Genomic DNA, 19,396 nt, shown 5'->3' on the forward strand with positions numbered 1-19,396 from the left:
AAAGGAGGTCAAGGCCTTCATGAAAACGATACTAGATGTAAAAAATCTGAGCGTGTCGTTCGACGTATACGGCGGAGAAGTGCAGGCTGTCCGCGATGTCAGCTTTCAAATGTATGAAGGGGAAGCGATCGCGATCGTCGGCGAATCCGGTTCGGGCAAGAGCGTAACCGCGCAAACGATCATGCGCTTGATCCAGACGCCGCCGGGTAAAATCAGAAGCGGGCAGATCTTTCTCGATCAGCAGGATCTGCTGTCGCTGTCCGAGAAAGAGATGCAGAAGGTGCGCGGCAACAAGATCGGCATGATCTTCCAGGATCCGATGACTTCGCTTAACCCGACCATGACGGTCGGCAAGCAAATCATGGAAGGCTTGAAGCAGCACCAGAAGCTGAACGGAAAGGCAGCTCGGGCTCGTGCCATAGAGCTGCTCAAGATGGTCGGCATTCCGAACCCGGAGTCGCGGATCAGCCAATATCCTCATCAATTCTCGGGAGGGATGCGGCAGCGCGTCATGATCGCCATCGCTCTGGCCTGCAGTCCCTCCTTGCTTATCGCGGACGAACCGACGACGGCGTTGGATGTGACGATTCAGGCTCAAATTCTTAACTTGATGAAGGATCTGCAGAAGAAATTAAAAACGTCCATTATTTTGATTACGCATGATTTGGGAATCGTAGCGGATATTTGCGATCGGGTTTTCGTCATGTACGCGGGCCAGATCGTCGAGACCGGCACGAAGCGGGAGATTTTCCGCAATCCGCAGCATCCGTACACGAAGGGCCTGCTCAAATCGCTGCCGCGCCTGGACCAGGACAAGAAAGAGCCGCTGATTCCCATTTTCGGCTCTCCGCCCGATCTTATTCAGCCGCCGCAGGGCTGCGGCTTCTGCAGTCGCTGCGATGAAGCGATGCGCATCTGCGAGACGGTGCCGCCGGAGCAGACGGTCATCAGCGAGACGCAATCCGTGCGCTGCTGGCTGCAGCATCCGTACGCGAAGCAATCGGGCTCGCCCGGCAGTCAGGAGGCGAGAGTATGAGCCAGCCGTTTATTCAAATCGAAGGCTTGCGCAAATATTTCGATGTAGGGGGCAAAAGTCCCTTGAAGGCGGTCAACGACATCAGCTTCTCCATCCGCAAGGGGGAGACGCTAGGACTTGTCGGGGAATCGGGCTGCGGAAAGTCTACGGCAGGGAGAACGATCATTCGGCTGTACGAACCAACCGCAGGGAGCATCTCGATCGAAGGCAAGGATGTAACGAAGTTGTCGAAGTCGAAGTTCAAAGCTTATCGCAGCAAGATGCAAATGGTGTTCCAGGATCCGTATGCCTCGCTCAACCCGCGTATGACCATTCTGGACATCATCGGCGAAGCGCTTGACATTCACGGACTCGCCGGAACCGCCAAGGAAAGAAAGCGGAAGGTGGAGGAGCTGCTGGAGATGGTCGGGTTAAGCGGGGCGCACGCTTCGCGATATCCGCACGAATTTTCCGGCGGTCAGCGGCAGCGGATCGGGATTACCCGGGCGTTGGCCGTGAATCCCGAATTCATGATCTGCGATGAGCCGATCTCGGCGCTGGACGTCTCCATTCAGGCGCAGATCGTAAATCTGCTTATCGAGCTGCAGAAAAAGATGGGCTTGACCTATTTGTTCGTCGCTCACGATCTGTCGATGGTCAAGTATGTGAGCGACCGGGTAGCCGTCATGTATCTGGGCAAAATCGTAGAGCTGGCGAAGAGCGAGGATCTATACGCCAACCCGCAGCATCCGTATACGAAGGCGCTGCTGTCGGCTATCCCGGTGCCTGACCCGGACGTAGAGGAAAGCAAGGAGCGGATCGTGCTGAGCGGCGACCTGCCAAGCCCGATGAATCCGCCGAGCGGCTGCCCGTTCCGCACCCGGTGCCCGGCAGCGACCGAGAAGTGCGCGTCGGAGGTGCCTCTATTCCGCGAGACGAGTCCGGGACACTTCGCGGCTTGTCATTACGCTTAGGCGAAGGTTGGCGTTGACAACGCCGGTTGGGTTGGTATAATGTGATTCAAACGATGAAATAACTTATTGCGATGAAGGGAATTCAGTAGCGTTCGCGCTCCGCGTTCCAGAAAGCCGGCGGTCGATGCAAGCCGGTACGCGTGCGAATGGCGAATTACGTCCCGGAGCTTCTTGATCCGAACCCGTACCGGTGCGGAAGGACAAGACGGCTGCTTGCCGTTATCAAGCGAGAGTGGAGAATGCGCGCGAGCGCGTCCTCAATTAGGGTGGTACCGCGATGACTCGTCCCTGTCTAACGACAGGGCGGGTCTTTTTTTATAATCGCGCGAGACAAAACGTTTGCTGCCGCGCCTAATGACAGCGAAGCCGTTTTTACTTGATTTTATGCCAAGGAGAGATCGACATGACTAATCTGGATACACAGCTGCTCGACAATCTGGAGTACAGAGGCTTGATCTACCAGACGACGAATCGCGAAGCGCTTCAGGAGAAGCTCGGCAAGGAGCCGATCGTGCTGTACTGCGGCTTCGACCCTACTGCGGACAGCCTGCATATCGGACACTTGCTTCCGATTCTGATTCTGCGCCATTTTCAGAAGGCCGGCCATAAGCCAATCGCCCTTGTGGGCGGCGGCACCGGGATGATCGGCGATCCGAGCGGCCGCTCCACGGAGCGTTCTCTGAATACCTCCGATACGGTGGCGCTATGGACGGAGAGGCTGAAGGGACAGCTTTCCCGATTTCTCGAATTCGAAGGCATCGACAATCCTGCCAAGCTCGTAAGCAACTATGACTGGCTTGCGCCGCTGGATATTATTACGTTCCTGCGCGACATCGGCAAAAACTTCACGGTGAACTACATGCTGGCGAAGGACTCCGTAGACTCGCGGCTGGCAAACGGCATATCCTTCACGGAATTCAGCTACATGATCCTTCAATCGTACGACTTCTACAAGCTGTTGACGGATCATGGCTGCTCTCTCCAAGTCGGAGGCAGCGACCAATGGGGCAACATTACGGCCGGTCTGGATCTGATCGGCAAAATGGGCGGCGGCGAAGCCTACGGCATGACCCTGCCTCTCGTTACGAAGAGCGACGGCAAGAAATTCGGCAAATCCGAATCCGGCGCGGTCTGGCTTGATCGAAACAAGACGTCGGTCTACGCCTTCTACCAATTTTGGATCAACACCGACGACAACGATGTCATCAAATTTTTGAAATACTTCACTTTCCTGGAGCCTGGGCGAATCGCCGAGCTTGAGCAAGAGGTTGCCGAGCGTCCGGAGAAAAGAGCCGCGCAACGGGAGCTGGCTCGTGAGGTTACGCGGCTTGTTCACGGGGAAGAGGCGCTCGTCAGCGCAGAGAAGATTACGCAGGCGCTCTTCTCGGGAGACGTGACCCAGCTGAGCGAGGAAGAGCTTGTCGAAGCGCTTCAGGATATGCCGACGACGGTTGTCTCCGGACAAGACGAGAGCCCGCTGCTGGAGCTTCTGATCGAGGCCAAGGCAGCGCCTTCGAAGCGGCAAGCGCGTCAGGACATCGAGAGCGGAGCCGTATACTTGAACGGTCAGAGAGAGCAAGCGGTCGATTTCGTGCTGACGAAGGAGCACCGCCTGCACGGCAAATATGTCGTGCTGCGCAGAGGGAAGAAAAATTACTACCTGGTCAAATTCGAATAGCTTCCGGACGGGACGATGCAGACGACAGCTGCTCGTCCCGTTTTGACTATAAGCCGGACTTCAAATGAGCGAGACTCCAGGCCGACTGTTTAATCGTCTTTGCTATTGTACAATACATTTTAAAGAGGAGGGACGCAGAGATGACCAACGTCGTAAAACTTCATGAGCTCGTGGAACATCTATATAACAAAGCGCCGATTGGCATCGCGTTAGTGTCGCTGGATGATCGATGGTTAAGCGTGAATCCGAAGCTGTGCCGGATACTCGGCTATCCCGAACAGGAGTTGCTTACGATGGCTTCCGCGGAGATGAGTCTGCCCGAGGATCGGGATTTATTTGAAGACCGCATTCGGGAGCTTCTGGACGGAACGACGGATTCCATCGAGATGGAGATGCGCTATATTCATAAATCCGGGTACATCGTATGGACGGTGCTGCACGTTGCGCTCATGAGGGACGAGGAGGAGAATCGCCCGCTCTATTACGTCGCCCAGATTATCGATAACACCAAGAGCAAGCTGTCCGAGCGAGAGCTCCAGGAGAGCATCGAGCGTTATACTTCATTAAAAAAGTACAATCACGACGCGATTATTTCGTTCGCGAGAGATGGCCGGATGATCAACGGAAACCGGGTGGCGGAGCAATTGACCGGGTACTCCGTCGAAGAGTTGATTGGCGACAGCCTGTCTATCTTGATCGGGGAACGCAATCTCGAATTGATTTTAGCCGATTCTCACGATTTCGCCGCAGCGGAGCAAAGCATTCAGTATATTCGGAACAAGGACGGCGTTTCCGTTGAAGTTCTGATTACGTTGGCGCCGATTATTATTCATGGACACAATTCCGGCTTCTATCTCATTGCCAAGGATATGACCGAACAGAAGCGGCTGATGATCGAGAAGGAAACCGCGGAGAAAATGAATAAAGCGAAGAGCGAGTTTCTGGCCATGATGAGCCATGAGATTCGCACGCCGATGAACGGAGTCATCGGAATGACGGATTTGCTGCTGGAGACCCGGCTGAATGAGGAGCAGCACGAATACGTTCGCATTATCAAGCAAAGCGGGGCGACGCTGCTGGCAATTATTAATGACATTCTCGACTTCTCCAAGATTGAATCGGGCACGTCCGAGAGGATCGAGGAGCCCTTCGCGATTCGGTCTGTCGTGTCGGAAACGGTACATCTCATTATGCCGAAGGCATTGGAGAAAAACCTCAAGGTGACCGCTTCCGTCCAGCCGGATGTCCCCGTCGTGGTCATTGGGGACGAGACGAAGCTGAGGCAGGTGCTCATCAATCTCTTAGGCAACGCGATTAAATTTACGGCGAGCGGCAGCGTGTCGTTAGCCATTCAATGCGAGCAGCGCCAGGGAGAGGCTGTGCGGCTGCGCTGCGAGATTCGGGATACGGGAATCGGCGTACCGGAGGCCAAGGTTCCTTATCTGTTTGAGCCTTTTTATCAGGTAGACCATTTCATGACCCGGAGGGAGACCGGCACGGGGCTCGGGCTCGCCATCTGCAAGAAGCTTGTGCAGCTTCTGGGCGGCGACATCTGGTATGAGCAGGGCGACGAGCGTTCGGGCTCGCTCTTTACCTTCACGATTCAGTGCCGCATTCCGCAGGCGGCCGAGCAGCCGGCGACATTTTCCGCCGGAGGGACGGAGCGCCATGGAGAGACTTCGCTGAACATTCTTATTGCCGAGGATAACCCGGTCAACCAGCTGGTGCTCTCCAGAACGATCGCGAAGCTGGGCTACTCCTCGGCGGTTGTTTCCAATGGAGCCGAGGCGGTGGAGACGGTGTTGAAAACACCCTATGATCTCGTATTCATGGACATCCAGATGCCGATCATGGACGGTGCGGAGGCCGCAGCGACGATTAAAGCCGCCCTCGGCGATCTGAAGGCCCCCTATATCGTAGCGGTTACCGCGCATGCGATTCAGGGAGATAGGGACAACTATATTTCATCGGGCATGGATGACTACGTGAGCAAGCCGATCAGTATTGACGCGATTTCGTCGGTCATGGAGCGATTTCTTGAGGAGAGAAGAACGAACGCGAACTGACGGGGCAGAAGTGAGCCGAATCCACTCTAATTCCAATAGGAGTACAATAGTGGCGCAAAGTCGAACTAACGGCCAGCAGGGAGCCGCCGCCGGGCGCCTCCCTGCTTTATTTGGCGGCTTGTCTGACCCGCAGCGCCTTAGTCGCCCAAATGCAGGTCAAGAACAATAAGGCGCCGGACAAAATAAACAGCCCTTCAATGCCGATCCAGCCTGACAGCGCGCCCCCCATAACCGGTCCCATCATGTTGCCGAGGCTGAGCGCGCTGCTGTTGAAGCCGAAGGCCCGACTCTCCATCCCGTCCGGCGTATATCTCCGCACAAGCGCGTTCACCGTCGGGATCAAGCCGCCCATGAAGCAGCCGAGCATAAAGCGATAAATGAGCAGCTGCCCGACGGATCCCGCGAAGGCCTGGGGAATCAGCATAACGGCTGCCCCGGCGAGCGATACGAGCAATATGCGCATAGCCCCGATTCGGTCGCTGAGCTTCCCTAGCAACGGCGCGCAGATCATGTTGGACAATCCGGTCACCGAGCCGACGAACCCGGCGTAGAAGGCGAGATCGTCCGTAGTGCCGTGCAGCTTCTGCACAAAGAGCGGGATGAGCGGCATTGGGCTGAGCATGGCGAACTGGATGAGGAACGTTACCGTGAGCAGAACCGGAAGCTGACGGATCACCATCAGATCGCGAAAGCCCTTCAAGACGCTCACCTGCGGCTGCATCGCGGCTTCGGCGCGGTCGAATTTCTCGTGCACGAGCACCCAGGAGAGCAGCGAGGCGAGAAAAAGCAGCGTCCCCGTAATGTAGAAAATCGGACGGAAACCGAAGTTGTCCGCCAGCAAGCCCCCCATAAAAGGACCAAGAATCGCGCCAGCTGTGCCGCCCGACTGCAGCGTGCCCATGGCGAACCCCATCCGTTCCTTCGGCGTGGTGGCCGACACGAGCGAGACGGCGGCAGGCATGAACCCGGAGATGACCCCGTTCAGCATTCGCAGCACCAGCAGATGCCACGGTGCGGATGCGAAGCCCATCAGCAGCATGACGATGGACATTCCGAAGCCGGAGCGCAGGAGCATCATTTTGCGCCCGTATTTGTCCGAGAGCTTGCCCCAAAGCGGCTGAAACAAAAACGAGGTCACGAAGTTGGCCGCGAAAATAACCCCCGCCCACACGCCGATTTCGTGCTCGTTGCTCAGGCCCAGGTCTTGCTGCAAATATAAGGAGAGGAACGGCATAATCATGGTCATCCCCGCCATGACGAGGAAGCTGCCGCCCATCAGGACGAATAGATTGATTTTCCAACGCTGCATAGCTGTTCACTTCCCGAGGCTGCTTCTGTCTAACCAGTATAGCACAGTGCAACTCTGCGATCACAAACGCATTGTCAAACTATTGTCATACTCCGTGCGGGGTGCGAGGTTGTTCGGCTGAGGGAAAAGGGGCATAATGGAAGCAATGATACCTAAAAATCGTGAATAAATGAGGCTAGAAGCTATGTTGACGAACGACTTGTTTTTGCGCGCCTGCAGGAGAGAGGCGGTGGAGCGCGTGCCCGTGTGGTATATGCGCCAAGCCGGCCGCTACGATCCGGATTATCGTAAAATCAAGGAGAAATATTCGCTTCTTGAGATTTGCCGCCAGCCCGAGCTGGCCGCTGAAGTGACGCTGATGCCGGTTCGCAAGCTGGGCGTCGACGCCGCTATTTTGTATTCCGACATTATGAATCCCGTCGCATCCATCGGCATCGACTTCGACATTGTCAAGGATGTCGGTCCCGTGATCGACAATCCCATTCGTTGCGCCGCGGACGTGGAGCGTCTGACACCGATCGAGGTGGAGCGGGATCTGGGGCACGTTCTGGAGACGATCCGAATTCTGGAGCGGGAGCTTGAGGTGCCGCTCATTTCGTTCGCGGGAGCGCCGTTTACGCTGGCCAGCTATATTATCGAAGGGCGGCCTTCCAAATCGTATATTCGTACGAAAACACTGATGTACGAAGACCCTCGGACATGGCATCTGCTGATGGGCAAGCTGGCGGATATGGCCGCGACCTACCTGCGCGCTCATATCGCCGCCGGGGCGAAAGCGGTGCAGCTGTTCGACAGCTGGGTCGGCTCGCTGGCGCCGCATGACTTTGCGGCCTTCGTGCTGCCGCATATTCAGCATATCTTCGCGAGCCTGTCCGATCTGGAAGTGCCGAAGATTTATTTTCCGGGCGTCAGCTCGGGCGAGCTGCTGCCGCATCTCGGCGGCTTGCAGGCGAACGTCATCGGGCTGGACTGGCGAGTGCCGCTTGCGGAAGGCAGGCGTCGCATCGGCAGCGGCTATGCCATTCAGGGAAATCTCGACCCTTATGTGCTGACCGCGCCGTCGGAGGTCATTCACGAGCATGCGCGCATGCTGCTTGACGAAGGGATGAAGGAGCCGGGCTACATTTTTAATCTCGGACACGGCCTGTTCCCGGAAGCCTCCCTGGATAAGCTGAAAGCCTTGACGGATTTCATTCACCAATACAGCGAAAGTCAAATCGCGGCGGGGGTGGGAGCATGAGCGCGGACAAACGGCCAATCGGCGTACTGGTCATGTCCTACGGGACACCGGAAAGCTTGGACGGCATCGAAGCCTATTATACGCATATCCGCAGGGGGCATCCTCCTACGGCGGAGCAGCTCGAAGACTTGACGAGCCGTTACAAGGCCATCGTCGGCGGGGTATTCCCGCTGCGGGAAAATACGAACAGTCAAGCGGCTGCGCTGCAGCGCAAGCTGGATGAGCTTGCAGGCAAGGGAGCCTACGTCTGTTATCAGGGGTTGAAGCATGCGGCTCCGTTCATTGAGGATGGGATCGCGGCGATGGCGGCCGACGGCATTCAGGAGGCGGTAGGCCTTGTGCTGACCCCTCAATATTCGTCGATGAGCGTGGGCGGATATCTCAAGCGCGCGCAGGAGGAAGCGGATAAGCAAGGGATCTCCTTCCAGGGAGTGAAGGAATACCACCTTCATCCGAAGCTGATCGAAGCGTTGAGCCGGCGCGTGACCGAGGGTCTGGAGAAGTTTGGCGAAGCTCGCGCGGATACGCTTGTCCTGTTCAGCGCGCACAGTCTTCCGGCCAAAATATTGGAGATGAACGACCCGTATGCCGATCAGTTGCTGGCTACGTCCGCCGCGATCGCAGCGGCTGCCGGCGTGGACAAATGGCAGTTTACGTGGCAGAGCGCCGGACAGACCGGCCAGCCTTGGCTGGGACCGGATATTCTGGAGACGCTGGAGAAGCTGGCCTCGGAGGGCGTGCGTTCGGTATTGGCGACACCGGTGGGCTTCGTCTCCGACCATCTTGAGGTGCTGTACGATCTCGATATCGAAGCCAGGAATTTCGCTGAGGAACGACATATTCGACTGGAACGGATTCGCATGCTCAACGACGATCCTCATTATATGGCGGCATTGGCGGATTCCGTAATGGGACTTGCGAACGGGAGGAACGGACAATGAGACAGAGCAAACGGAAAGTGGCGGTGTTAGGCGGCGGGATTACCGGTCTTAGCGCCGCTTTTTATTTGCAACGTCTTGCCCGGGAACGCGGCGAAGAGATCGAAGTTACCGTGTTCGAAGGTTCGGATCGGCTGGGAGGCCGGATCAATACGCTTCGCAAAAACGGTTTTGTCATCGAGCGGGGCCCGGATTCGTTCCTCGCCCGCAAGCTGCCGATGATTCAACTGGCCAGAGAGCTCGGCATCGAGGGCGAGCTGACCGGAACGAATCCGCAGGCGAGCAAAACCTATATCTCGCGCGAAGGCGAGTTGGTGCCGATGCCGCAGGGCCTTACGCTCGGGGTGCCCTCGGATCTGGAGAAATTTATGGCGACGGAGCTTGTCTCCGAAGAAGGCAAGCTTAGGGCTCTGAGCGAGCAGGGGCTTTCCGACGAAGGAGACGGCCGGGACGAATCGGTCGGAGCATTTCTGGAGCGGCGAATGGGCAAGGAAATGGTCGAGCGCATATTCGAGCCGTTGCTTGCGGGCATTCATGCCGGGAACTTGTACAAGCTGGGGCTTAAGGCGACGTTTCCTCAATTCAAAGCGATGGTGGAGACGCAGGGCAGTCTGATTGCCGGTACGCAAGAGGCTCAACGGGCAGCGGCCGCCGCGAAAGAGAAAGCTCCTGTATCGACTGATGCCGCAAATTCTCCGGCGCTGCCGACCAGCGTGTTCATGACGTTCAAGAATGGTTTGACTACCGTCGTGGAAGCGTTGGAGGACAGCATTCGGAAGGCGGGCGGCAGCATTCGCTTGGGCGCGGACGTCGCAGCCATCGAATTGCCGGAGCGCGAAGGGGCCCCTTACAAACTGAGGCTGTCCGACGGCTCGGAGCATGAGACGGATCAAGCCGTCGTGGCTCTTCCCGCTGCGAATATCGCTAAGCTGCTTGAACCGCATACGAACGTGGCTGCGCTATCAGACATGACGTACGTATCGGTGGCAAACGTCGTATTCGCTTACGACGAAGCCGGATTCAACCACGACCTCGACGGCTCGGGCTTCCTCGTGCCGCGAGGCGAGAATAGAAAGATTACCGCAAGCACCTGGACGTCCTCGAAATGGGGACATACGGCTCCCGCCGGGAAAAGACTCGTCCGCTGCTACGTGGGACGGGCCGGCGACGAGGAGGGGGTGGAGCTGGACGACGAGGCGATGGCCGAAGCGGTCAGAAAGGACCTGCTGGCGTTGATGGGACTGGACGCGAAGCCGGAGTTCGTCGAGATCACCCGGCTGCGCCATTCGATGCCGCAATATCCCGTCGGACACGTCGAAGCGATCTCCGATTTCCGCGCCAAGCTGGCAGACCGCTTGCCCGGCGTATATGCAACCGGAGCGGCGTTCGATGCCGTCGGCCTGCCGGACTGCATCGCCCAGGGCAAGCAGGCGGCAGAAGCGCTGCTCGCCTTGCCGGTTTCCTCCTGATTGCGTCCTTCGCATTAGATTTGCCTTCCGTTGCGGCGGTAGGCCAACGGGCTATATCCCGTCCGCTGCTTGAACAGCCGCGAGAAATAATGCAACGAGGAGAAGGCCAGCGCCTCCGAGATTTCGCCGACGGCGAGCTCGGAGGCGATCAGCATCTTTTTCGCCAATCCCAGCTTGCATGACATAAAGTAGTCGTGCGGAGACTGCCCGTATTGCAGTCGAAACAAAGCCGACGCGTGATTCTCATGATAATGCGTCCATTCCCGCAGCCATTCCCGTTCGTAGGGCATGGCTGCGTTTGCTTTCAACCGGCCTCGCACGTCTCGCATTCGCAAGCCGTTCTCCGATCCGATCTCGCTCTGCCGCCGGACAATCGCGCGAAGCTCCATGAGCAATTGAACCATCAAGCCTCGATTAAACGTATGGTGCATCGGATCGACATGCTGGAAGTTATGCGCGATGGCGTGGAACAATGTCTCAAGCTCCCGGCCGAGGCAGCGAATATGCTCCGGCACGCTGAGGACGTTCGGGGGCTGTCCGATCGTAAGTCGGTTTGGCAGGACGTCCGCCTCAGGCCAATCGGGGGCCTTCTCGGCGGGAGGACGATAAGCGACCGCGCCGGCTGCGGGAATATCTCCATGAAGCTGGAAATGCAATCCGTACAGTACGAAGGGACGTGCGGAGTCGGCTTCGAACCTGTGAACAATCCCCGGGCCGTAGTGGAACAAATCCCCGCCTGTCGCCTCGTATTCCCGTCCCTGAATATTCGCCTTGCCGGAGCCCTCCGCAACCCAGATAAACTGCCGGTCATGCACAATGCGCGGGCCGAAGGCGTAGCCCGGCGGGCACTCCAGCCGATTGGCGTAGGAGACGACGGGATTCAGGCGCTCCCATCCGATCTCATCATCTATCGTCGGTTCCTTGCCTCCCATGGTTCCTTCCCCTTTCCTTCTGTCGAATTTATCTTTGTAGAATGCAAAAATCATTCATATTCCCTAAATCAATTACATCCGGAATTGATTATAGTTTCCTTGTAGACTTCATAAAAGTCAAATTCGTGAAGAGGGGACAACGTGGATGTCAACACAACAACCGATGCAGCAGCTGGAGGAAGCGAACGCTTGGCTGTCCGATCTTCCCGCATTGCGCAGGAAGCTGAGCGATGAAGGCTACCTGTTTTTCCGAGGGATACTGGACAAGGAGGAGCTGCGGCGAATTCGCGCCGATATGCTGGAGCTGGCGAGTGAATACGGGTACTTGAAAGCCTCCGCTCCGTTAGAGGAGGGAATTTATTCGGGCCGGGAATATCCGGCCTCGGCCCAATTCGAGACGTCGGCGCTTTACCGCCGAATTCTCGATCTTCCCCGATTCAACGCCTTCGGACGGGGCCCGGTTCTGTCGCTGCTGATGTCGGGATTGCTCGATGCCGAGCTGCTGGAGCATCGCCGCCGAATCGGCAGAATTACGTTTCCCGGAAGCTTCAAGAATACGACGCCGCCCCATCAGGACTTCTTCTATATCAAGGGCACGCCCGACACGTACACTTGCTGGATTCCCGCCGGAGACTGTCCGGAGGAGCTTGGCGGACTGGCCGTCATGCCGGGAACGAACAAGCTTGGCATGCTTGAGCATCTGCCCATGCAAGGCACCGGCGGACACGGAGTTCCCCACGAGCAATGCGAGCAATTGGGTCGGCCGTGGCTGTCAACGGATTATCGGATTGGGGACATCCTGCTCTTCCACGGCCACACGCTGCACAAGGCGCTCGACAATCGGAGCAAGGACCGGATGAGGGTGTCGCTTGAATACCGCTATCAGCGCCGCGGGGACCAGATCGATCCCGGTTCGATGGAGTTCCATATGAAAGGCGCGTTCGAGTCCTGATCTGCCGTTCCAAGCAGGCATCCGTCGCAGCCGGGAGGCGAAATTCTTCCATCGGCGACGGATGCCTCCTGTGTTAGAATAGGGGGAAAGCGCATACAAGAGGAGGACAGCAGGTGAACGCAGGCAGATTCAAACTTCCGTTGCGCTGGCGCAGCTTGCGCTTGCCCTATAAGCTCGTCCTGATCTATACCCCGCTGATTCTTCTTCCCGCTCTGGCGGGCATTTATTTTCTGACGGACAGCTACACCAGCTCCTCCAAGGCCAGAACCGAGGAGTATGCGACCGGGCTGCTCGGGCTGATGGGACAGAAGCTGGAAGACCGGATGCGCAGCTACGAGCAGCTCAGCAAGCAGATTATGACCGATGGAGATTTATTGAAGATGACGGCTGTGGAGCCGGCATCCGCCTACGAGAGATTTCGAACGGAGAGCGCGATTAACGAGAAGCTGAACGTGCTTTGGCTGGGCGCGGACCAGAACAACTATATTCGGTCGATCAAGATCGAGACGCCCGGCATGATCTACACCTACGGTAAAAATGCGGTTGACCACTATAGAGTGCAGGATGCGGAATATCGTTCTTCGGTCGGACGGATGAAGGGCGGAGCGGCGTGGTTTCCTCCCGAGGCGTTCAACGACGGCTATGCGGATTTCAGAGCATTTCGTCTGGGCAGGACGATTCGGGACGAGAAGCTGAACGAGCTGGGGACGTTGACGCTGGTCATTCGGATAGAGGCCGTTACCGATATATTCAAGCAGACCAATATACAAGAGAATACGGCGCTTCAGCTCCTGAATGCCGACGGCCGCGTGCTGGCGGATAACGGAATCGTAAGCGATGCCGAGGAGAAGCGGCTGCTGTCCTTCTCGGACGACCGGCTCAAGAACGGCTGGCGTCTGGCGGCCCAGATGCCGCTGCAGCAATTGTACGAGCCGATTTATCGCACCGTGAGACAAGCGCTGTTCATCGTCTTCGGCTGCATTCTGCTCGGCCTGGTCGTGACGCATCTGCTGGCGCTGGACCTTGTCATTCCGATTCGCAGGCTGACGAACAACATGAAGCAGGGGATCAAAGGCGTTCGTCCGGGCAAGCTGAAACGCTTCGGCGGCGCGGTAGAAATTGTGGAGATGAACGATACGTTCATCTCCATCATGTATGAGATCGAGCAATTGATCGACAAGGCGGCCAAGCAGGAGAAGAAAAAGAAGGATGCCGAAATCCGCGTGCTCCAGAATCAGCTCTCGCCGCATTTTCTGTACAACACGCTCAATTCCATCCGCTGGATGGCCATGATTCAGAGGCAGGACAATATCAAGGAAATGGTGGACTCGTTGAACGCGCTGCTCACCTACGCGCTGCGAGGCTCGGGGGATTCGGTGCCGCTGGCCAACGAGATTGAGATTTTGCACAGCTATGTGAAAATTCAGAAGGTTCGCTATCGTCACTTCGAATTCGTCGCGGACATTCCGGAGGCGCTGGGGCAGGTCAGAGTATTGAAATTTCTGCTTCAGCCGTTAATCGAGAACGCGCTGCTGCATGGCCTGGCTCCCTCGGAGCGCAGCGGGGAGATTAAGGTGCAAGCGGCGGCGGAGGGAGAAATTCTGCGGATGACGGTGACCGACAACGGAGTGGGCATCGCGAAGGAGAAGCTGGCCGAGTTGATTCGATCCTTGTCGGACCCGACCGATCGTCTGGGCCTTCGCAGCGTCCACGAAAGAATTCAGCTTCATTACGGCGATTGCTACGGATTAACCGTCCGGAGCGAGGAAGGCGCGGGCACTTCCCTATCGGTCAGGGTGCCGATGCGGGAGCCGGAGAGAAAGGGGGAGCCGTAACATGCGGAATGTAATGATAGTCGACGACGAGGCTCTAGTAAGGATCGGCCTGCAATCGATTATCGAATGGGAAAGCCGCGGATATCGAATCGCAGGCGTATTCAAGAACGGAGCGGAGGCGATTGCCGCAGCCGGAAAGGAAGCGTTCGATATCGTGCTCACCGACATCCGGATGCCCGGCATGGACGGCTTCGAGCTGATCCGGGAGCTGAAGCGGCTGGACCCGGGAATGAAGTTTATTATTTTGAGCAGCTACAGCGATTACGAATATACCCGGCAGGCCATTCAGGCGGGAGTGACCGACTACATTTCGAAATACGAGATGGAGCCTGTCGAACTGCTAAGGGTGCTGGATGCCTTGACCTTCGACAAGGGCGGAGAGGAGAATGGGCCGGGAGGAACGGCAAGCTCCGCCAGCCCGGCGGAGATTCGCCTTGAGGCTTTGGCCGAAGAGAAGGCGAGACTGACGGGGCTTCCCTCGGAGCGACTGATAGCGGGCATGAAGACGCAATTCCCGGAAATCGTCAATCATCTGGCCGCCCTGGGCGGCTCTGCACGCTGGATTTGCTTCAAGCCGCTGCCGCGGGAGACGGAGTATTCCTCGACCGAGCGCAAGGCGATGGGGCTGCAAGCGGAGGAAATTTTTCTCCGGCTGGAACGTCTTGAGCTGTTCGGCGAGCATGACGGACTATTCCATGGGGCGTGTGCGACTGCGTACGAGGAGACGGAGGAGGAAAGCCTGAATCGTCTGATGCGAACGATCGGGGAATTAAAAGACGCTTGGGCGAAAAATCTCAATATCGAGCTTGTCGTCGGTATCGGCCCGGAGGAAGCGCCCGAGCGTATGGGCAGCTCAAGGAAGGAAGCGGAGCGGGCGGTTCAGCTATGCTTCTACGAAGGCGCGGGCGTTTTCTTGCACGGCCAGTCCGAGATGAGAACGAGATCCGAGCAAGAGTGGATGGATATCTACAAGCAGGCCAAGAACGAAATCGAATTTCTTCATTTCGAGGAATTGGGCGAAATGTTGGCCCGCCGACTGGAGGACCCCGAGGATCGCCTGCTTCCGGAGGAATGGCTTCGTACCGGGGAGATGATCGCGACGCATCTGATGAATCTGCTGCTTGAACGCTATGAGCTCGACCAGGAAGCCGTCCGCAGCCGAATCCGCATGCCCTGGCCGCTGAATGAAACGATTCGCAAGGCGGGCTCTCGGAAGGAATTCCTGCGCCTTATGCGGGAGCTGCTGCTGCGTGCGCAGGAGGCCGTTTCCACGCTGCAAATGAGCCGGGGCTGGATCGCGAAGGTCAAGGAATATGTGGAAAGCCGTTACGGACAGCCGATTCGGCTGGAGGATGCGGCCGAGACGGTTAATTTCAGTCCGAGCCACTTCAGTCAGCGCTTCCGTCAGGAGACCGGGGAAGTGTTCTCCGACTATTTGACCCGGGTGCGCATCCGCGAAGCGATTCGTCTCTATCAGGAAACGGATTTCTCCACGGAGGAAATTGCCGCCCGCGTCGGCTACCTGAACCCGAACTATTTCATTAAGGTATTCAAAAAAACGACCGGACAGACGGTGAAGCAATTCAAGCAACGGAGCTGATGCGGGAAATATGGCATCACGGTCGCAAAATATGGAACGTTCGCCGCTGCTTGGCGGGCATCCCCCGGGAATAAGGAACCTACTCAGCCGTTCGGTGCATGGAACGGCATTTTGCAATCGCTTACAATGTGAGTAGATCGCGATCGCATGACACATGGATTGAACGACTTACCGCATCTACTTATTGCGAACATCGGAGGGGTTTCAAATGAGGGGAAAAAAACTCGTAATCGCGCTTGCGCTGCTGGCTATGATCGGAGCGATGCTTCAGGGCTGCGGCAAGGGAAACAAAGAGAACTCGCCTAGCGCCTCGTCGAGCTCGCCGGCCTCCGCTTCGTCGGAAAGCCCAAAAGCCTCCAGCGAGGAGAACGTCACTCTGAAGGTATGGGGCGATCTGGGCAACCAGGCCGTACTCGAGGAGCCATTCAAAAAAATCAATGCCGCTTTTGCGGAGAAGCATCCGAACATTAAGCTGGAATACGACTTTGCACAGAACGATCAAAGCTTAAACGTCGCGCTGCAGGCGAACGAGCTGCCGGATCTATTCTGGGTGCAGGGCGATAAAACGGCAAAGATGGGCGAAATGGTCAAAAACGGCTTCCTGCTCGATCTGACTCCGTTTAATCTGGATCTGTCCCGCTATGCGGAGTCGGAGAAAGCCTATTGCACGGTGGACGGCAAAATCTACTGCTCCCTGCCGTCCTTCTTCGATACGAATGTCGTTTACTACAATAAGGACCTCTACGAGAAAAACGGGCTGAAGGCTCCGGCGAACTGGGATGAATTCGTAGCCGGCCTGGATACGCTCAAAGCTGCGGGCATCACGCCGATCGCCCTCGCCGGGAAGAGCGAGTGGGATCGCGCTTGGCCGATCTTCGCCTTCGCTCCGGCCTTCGCCAACGATGCGCTGAAAGCGGCGCAGAGCGGCGACGGCAAGCTGACCGATCCGGCGATCGCAGAGACGCTTCAAGCGTTCCGCGACTTTGCCGACAAAGGCTACTTCGGCAAAGACTTCCTGGCCCAGGATTATACGGCGGCGCAATTCGCCTTCACGAACGGCAAGGCGGCCGCGATCATTGACGGAACCTGGTCCAACGCAACCTACGTCGATTCCGGCATCAGTCTGGGCCGCTTCCCTGTGCCGAATAAGGATGGCAAGAAGGTCGTGCAATCGAGCTACAGCAACTTTATGACGTACGCGGTATCCTCCAAGTCGGAGCATCCGGAGCAAGCGGCGCAATATATCGCTTTCCTGAACTCGGTTGAAGCGCAGCAAATTTTGGAGGATGCCGTCGGCCTTGTCCCGACCCTTAAGGATATCGTGCCTAAGGATGAAGGCGTGAAGGAGCTTGCCGTATTCGACGAAGCGGGCGTGAACATCTACACCGTGCTGACCGCGCTATCGTCGCCGGAGTCCAATACGGCCGACGTGCTGATGAAGGATGTCATTCCGAAGCTGATGACCTCCGCGATTACGGGAGCCGAAGGCGCGGCGACGCTGGATAAAGCGGCCAACTACCCTGCGAAATAAATTGCAGATTACTACCGGAGAAGAGGTCGGGCGGCGGAATGCGGCGCAGCCCGGCCTTTTCCATGAACGGTCAGAAAGTATAGAGGGTGATTCGGTTGATAGGGTTCAAAAAGAGGCCTTTCCTATGGTTTATTTTGCCTGGATTCGCGCTATATAGCTTATTTACGGTATACCCGATCTTCTCCGCCTTTCAGATCAGCCTGAATCAGTGGGACGGAATCGGGGCCAAGACCTTCGTCGGGCTTAGCAACTACGGGGAGCTATTCAGCAACAAGGAGCTGTTCTCTCAGCTGACGGGAGCCTTCAAGCACAGCGTGATCTTGTTCCTGCTGAACGCGCTTGCGGTGCTGCCTGCTCAGCTTTATCTGGCTTACCTGCTCTACAGCGGAATCAAGGGACATCGCTTTTTCCAGGCGATGATTTTCTCTCCGCAATTTATCGCGACGCCGGTCATCGTATTTATGGGTACGCTCATCTTCGACGGCAATATCGGCGTATTCAACAAGCTGCTTGAGGCGGTCGGCTTGGGAGAATGGGCGCGGCCCTGGATGGGACTGCCGGAATTCGGCATTTATATCGTCTGGATGATGGTCGCCTGGTCGGGAATCGGCGTAGGAATGATCTTTTTCCTTGGAGCGATGAAGATGATCCCGGTCGAGATGATGGAGGCGGCATTGCTGGAAGGCGCGTCGTACTGGCGGAGGTTCTTCACGATGGTTCTTCCCCAGATCAAGACGACGGTGCTGAATATGCTGATTCTCACTTACATTTTCGCCATGACGATGTTCGATTTCAGCTTTATTCTGGGCGGCGTCTCGGGCGGCATTAACCGCAGCGTCGATGTGATGGCTTTGTTTTTCTATCGCATCGCCTTCGGCGACAACAGCGCGGTGGGCGGTACGATGAACGTGAACGCCATGGGCATGGGCACGACGATTGCCTGCGTCATGTTTGCGGTTATCTTCATCGTCGCGGTCATTCAGGTGATTCTCGCTTACCGCCGAACGGAGGACTGAACATGAACCTGCTGCGAGCGCGAAGAACGTATGTCAGCTCCGCGATTCTATGGATTTACTCGTCTTTTACGCTGTTCGTTCTGGCCTATATGACTTACCAGGCGTTCAGATCGAAGAAGGAGCTGCTTTCGAATACATTCGGGTGGCCGGATGTTTTTGATTTCGCCAATTTCAAAAAGCTGTTCGTCGATGCGGGCTTTTTGCGTTATTTCGTCAACAGCACCCTGATTCTGACCGTAACTCTGCTGATCGTCATTATGCTGTCGTCGATGGTCGCCTACGGAATCGGAAAATTCCGCTTCCGCTTCAAGAACGGTCTGCTGCTTTACTTCTTGATCGGGCTGATGTTTCCGGTGCAGCTGGGCATCGTTCCGATATTTCTGCTTATCCGCGATATGGGCTTGTTGAATTCGCAGTGGGGCGTTGTGATCGTGCTGGCATCCGGCCTGTCTATGCCGGTGTTCCTGCTGACGACGTTCTTCGAGAAGCTGCCGGCCGATCTATACGAATCGGCGAAGATCGACGGCGCCGGAGAGTGGACGACTTTCCTGCGGGTCATGTTCCCGTTGGCCAGCCCCGTCATCTTCAGCATCTGCATCATTATGTCGGTGCAAATCTGGAACCAGTTTTTCGTACCGCTCATCATGCTCCAGAGCGAGGCGAAGAAGACGATTCCGCTGATGATCATGAAGTTTACGAACAACCTGATGTACAACATCGATCTGGCGATGGTCGGCTCCGTAATGGCGACTGTTCCGATTCTCATACTGTTTTTTATTTTCTCGGGGAGAGTGCTCGACGGAGTCGCTTCCGGCGGCATTAAGGGCTGACGATAGAATAT

The 19,396-nt window shown here is 56.7% G+C and carries 15 protein-coding genes and 1 other annotated feature; of the genes, 13 read left to right on the plus strand and 2 right to left on the minus strand.

Annotated features, from left to right (window positions below):
• Nucleotides 1-19: 19 nt before the first annotated feature.
• The 4 genes from ACFO1S_RS21445 to ACFO1S_RS21460 all read left to right on the plus strand — a co-directional run bounded on the left by ACFO1S_RS21445 (nt 20) and on the right by ACFO1S_RS21460 (nt 5,733).
• Nucleotides 20-1,036, plus strand: coding sequence for an ABC transporter ATP-binding protein (locus ACFO1S_RS21445; protein WP_204605533.1), 1,017 nt, complete (start codon nt 20-22; stop codon nt 1,034-1,036).
• Nucleotides 1,033-1,989, plus strand: a complete 957-nt coding sequence (locus ACFO1S_RS21450) for an ABC transporter ATP-binding protein (protein ID WP_204605532.1) — start codon at nt 1,033-1,035, stop codon at nt 1,987-1,989. The genes ACFO1S_RS21445 and ACFO1S_RS21450 overlap by 4 nt, the downstream gene beginning before the upstream one ends.
• 62 nt (nt 1,990-2,051) lie before the next feature.
• Nucleotides 2,052-2,282 (plus strand) — a binding site (T-box leader).
• A gap of 110 nt (nt 2,283-2,392) precedes the next feature.
• Nucleotides 2,393-3,667 carry a tyrosine--tRNA ligase gene (gene tyrS / locus ACFO1S_RS21455; protein WP_204605531.1) on the plus strand — a complete coding sequence of 425 codons (1,275 nt, stop codon included), beginning with the start codon at nt 2,393-2,395 and terminating at the stop codon, nt 3,665-3,667.
• A gap of 140 nt (nt 3,668-3,807) precedes the next feature.
• Complete coding sequence (locus ACFO1S_RS21460) at nt 3,808-5,733, plus strand: PAS domain S-box protein (protein ID WP_204605530.1); 1,926 nt, start codon at nt 3,808-3,810, stop codon at nt 5,731-5,733.
• Between the two features lie 106 nt (nt 5,734-5,839).
• Here ACFO1S_RS21460 and ACFO1S_RS21465 read toward each other — a convergent pair whose 3' ends face one another.
• Nucleotides 5,840-7,042: an MFS transporter gene (locus tag ACFO1S_RS21465; RefSeq protein WP_204605529.1), complete on the minus strand. Its 1,203-nt coding sequence runs from the start codon at nt 7,040-7,042 to the stop codon at nt 5,840-5,842.
• A gap of 184 nt (nt 7,043-7,226) precedes the next feature.
• Between ACFO1S_RS21465 and hemE the strand changes: the two genes are divergently transcribed.
• From hemE to hemG, 3 genes are read left to right on the plus strand one after another with little or no spacing between them, the layout of a single operon-like run.
• Nucleotides 7,227-8,282 (plus strand): uroporphyrinogen decarboxylase, encoded by a 1,056-nt coding sequence (hemE, locus tag ACFO1S_RS21470; protein WP_204605593.1) that lies wholly within the window; start codon nt 7,227-7,229, stop codon nt 8,280-8,282.
• Nucleotides 8,279-9,223, plus strand: a complete 945-nt coding sequence (gene hemH / locus ACFO1S_RS21475) for a ferrochelatase (RefSeq protein WP_204605528.1) — start codon at nt 8,279-8,281, stop codon at nt 9,221-9,223. Before hemE ends, hemH begins: the two co-directional genes overlap by 4 nt.
• The gene (gene hemG / locus ACFO1S_RS21480; protein WP_204605527.1) at nt 9,220-10,689 is read left to right on the plus strand and encodes a protoporphyrinogen oxidase; all 1,470 of its coding nucleotides are present in this window, start codon (nt 9,220-9,222) and stop codon (nt 10,687-10,689) included. The genes hemH and hemG overlap by 4 nt, the downstream gene beginning before the upstream one ends.
• Nucleotides 10,690-10,703: 14 nt before the next feature.
• On the opposite strand, the gene ACFO1S_RS21485 is transcribed toward hemG, so the two are convergent.
• Entirely contained in the window at nt 10,704-11,621 is a 918-nt protein-coding gene (locus ACFO1S_RS21485) for an AraC family transcriptional regulator (protein WP_204605526.1), read from the minus strand.
• 145 nt (nt 11,622-11,766) lie between these two features.
• Here ACFO1S_RS21485 and ACFO1S_RS21490 point away from each other — a divergent pair, with 145 nt between their 5' ends.
• From ACFO1S_RS21490 to ACFO1S_RS21515, 6 genes are all read left to right on the plus strand, one after another.
• Entirely contained in the window at nt 11,767-12,573 is an 807-nt protein-coding gene (locus ACFO1S_RS21490) for a phytanoyl-CoA dioxygenase family protein (RefSeq protein ID WP_204605525.1), read from the plus strand.
• Nucleotides 12,574-12,686: 113 nt separating this feature from the next.
• The gene (locus tag ACFO1S_RS21495; protein ID WP_204605524.1) at nt 12,687-14,408 is read left to right on the plus strand and encodes a cache domain-containing sensor histidine kinase; all 1,722 of its coding nucleotides are present in this window, start codon (nt 12,687-12,689) and stop codon (nt 14,406-14,408) included.
• Nucleotide 14,409: 1 nt separating this feature from the next.
• Nucleotides 14,410-16,008: a response regulator gene (locus ACFO1S_RS21500; protein ID WP_204605523.1), complete on the plus strand. Its 1,599-nt coding sequence runs from the start codon at nt 14,410-14,412 to the stop codon at nt 16,006-16,008.
• 208 nt (nt 16,009-16,216) lie between these two features.
• Complete coding sequence (locus tag ACFO1S_RS21505; RefSeq protein WP_204605522.1) at nt 16,217-17,539, plus strand: ABC transporter substrate-binding protein; 1,323 nt, start codon at nt 16,217-16,219, stop codon at nt 17,537-17,539.
• A gap of 95 nt (nt 17,540-17,634) precedes the next feature.
• On the plus strand, nt 17,635-18,555 hold the full coding sequence (locus ACFO1S_RS21510) for a carbohydrate ABC transporter permease (RefSeq protein ID WP_378127533.1): 921 nt from the start codon (nt 17,635-17,637) through the stop codon (nt 18,553-18,555).
• A gap of 2 nt (nt 18,556-18,557) precedes the next feature.
• The gene (locus ACFO1S_RS21515) at nt 18,558-19,385 is read left to right on the plus strand and encodes a carbohydrate ABC transporter permease (protein ID WP_204605520.1); all 828 of its coding nucleotides are present in this window, start codon (nt 18,558-18,560) and stop codon (nt 19,383-19,385) included.
• The last annotated feature ends 11 nt before the right edge of the window (nt 19,386-19,396 follow it).

This window comes from Cohnella boryungensis (genome assembly GCF_042651945.1).
In the GTDB taxonomy this organism is placed as follows: Bacteria; Bacillota; Bacilli; order Paenibacillales; family Paenibacillaceae; genus Cohnella; species Cohnella boryungensis.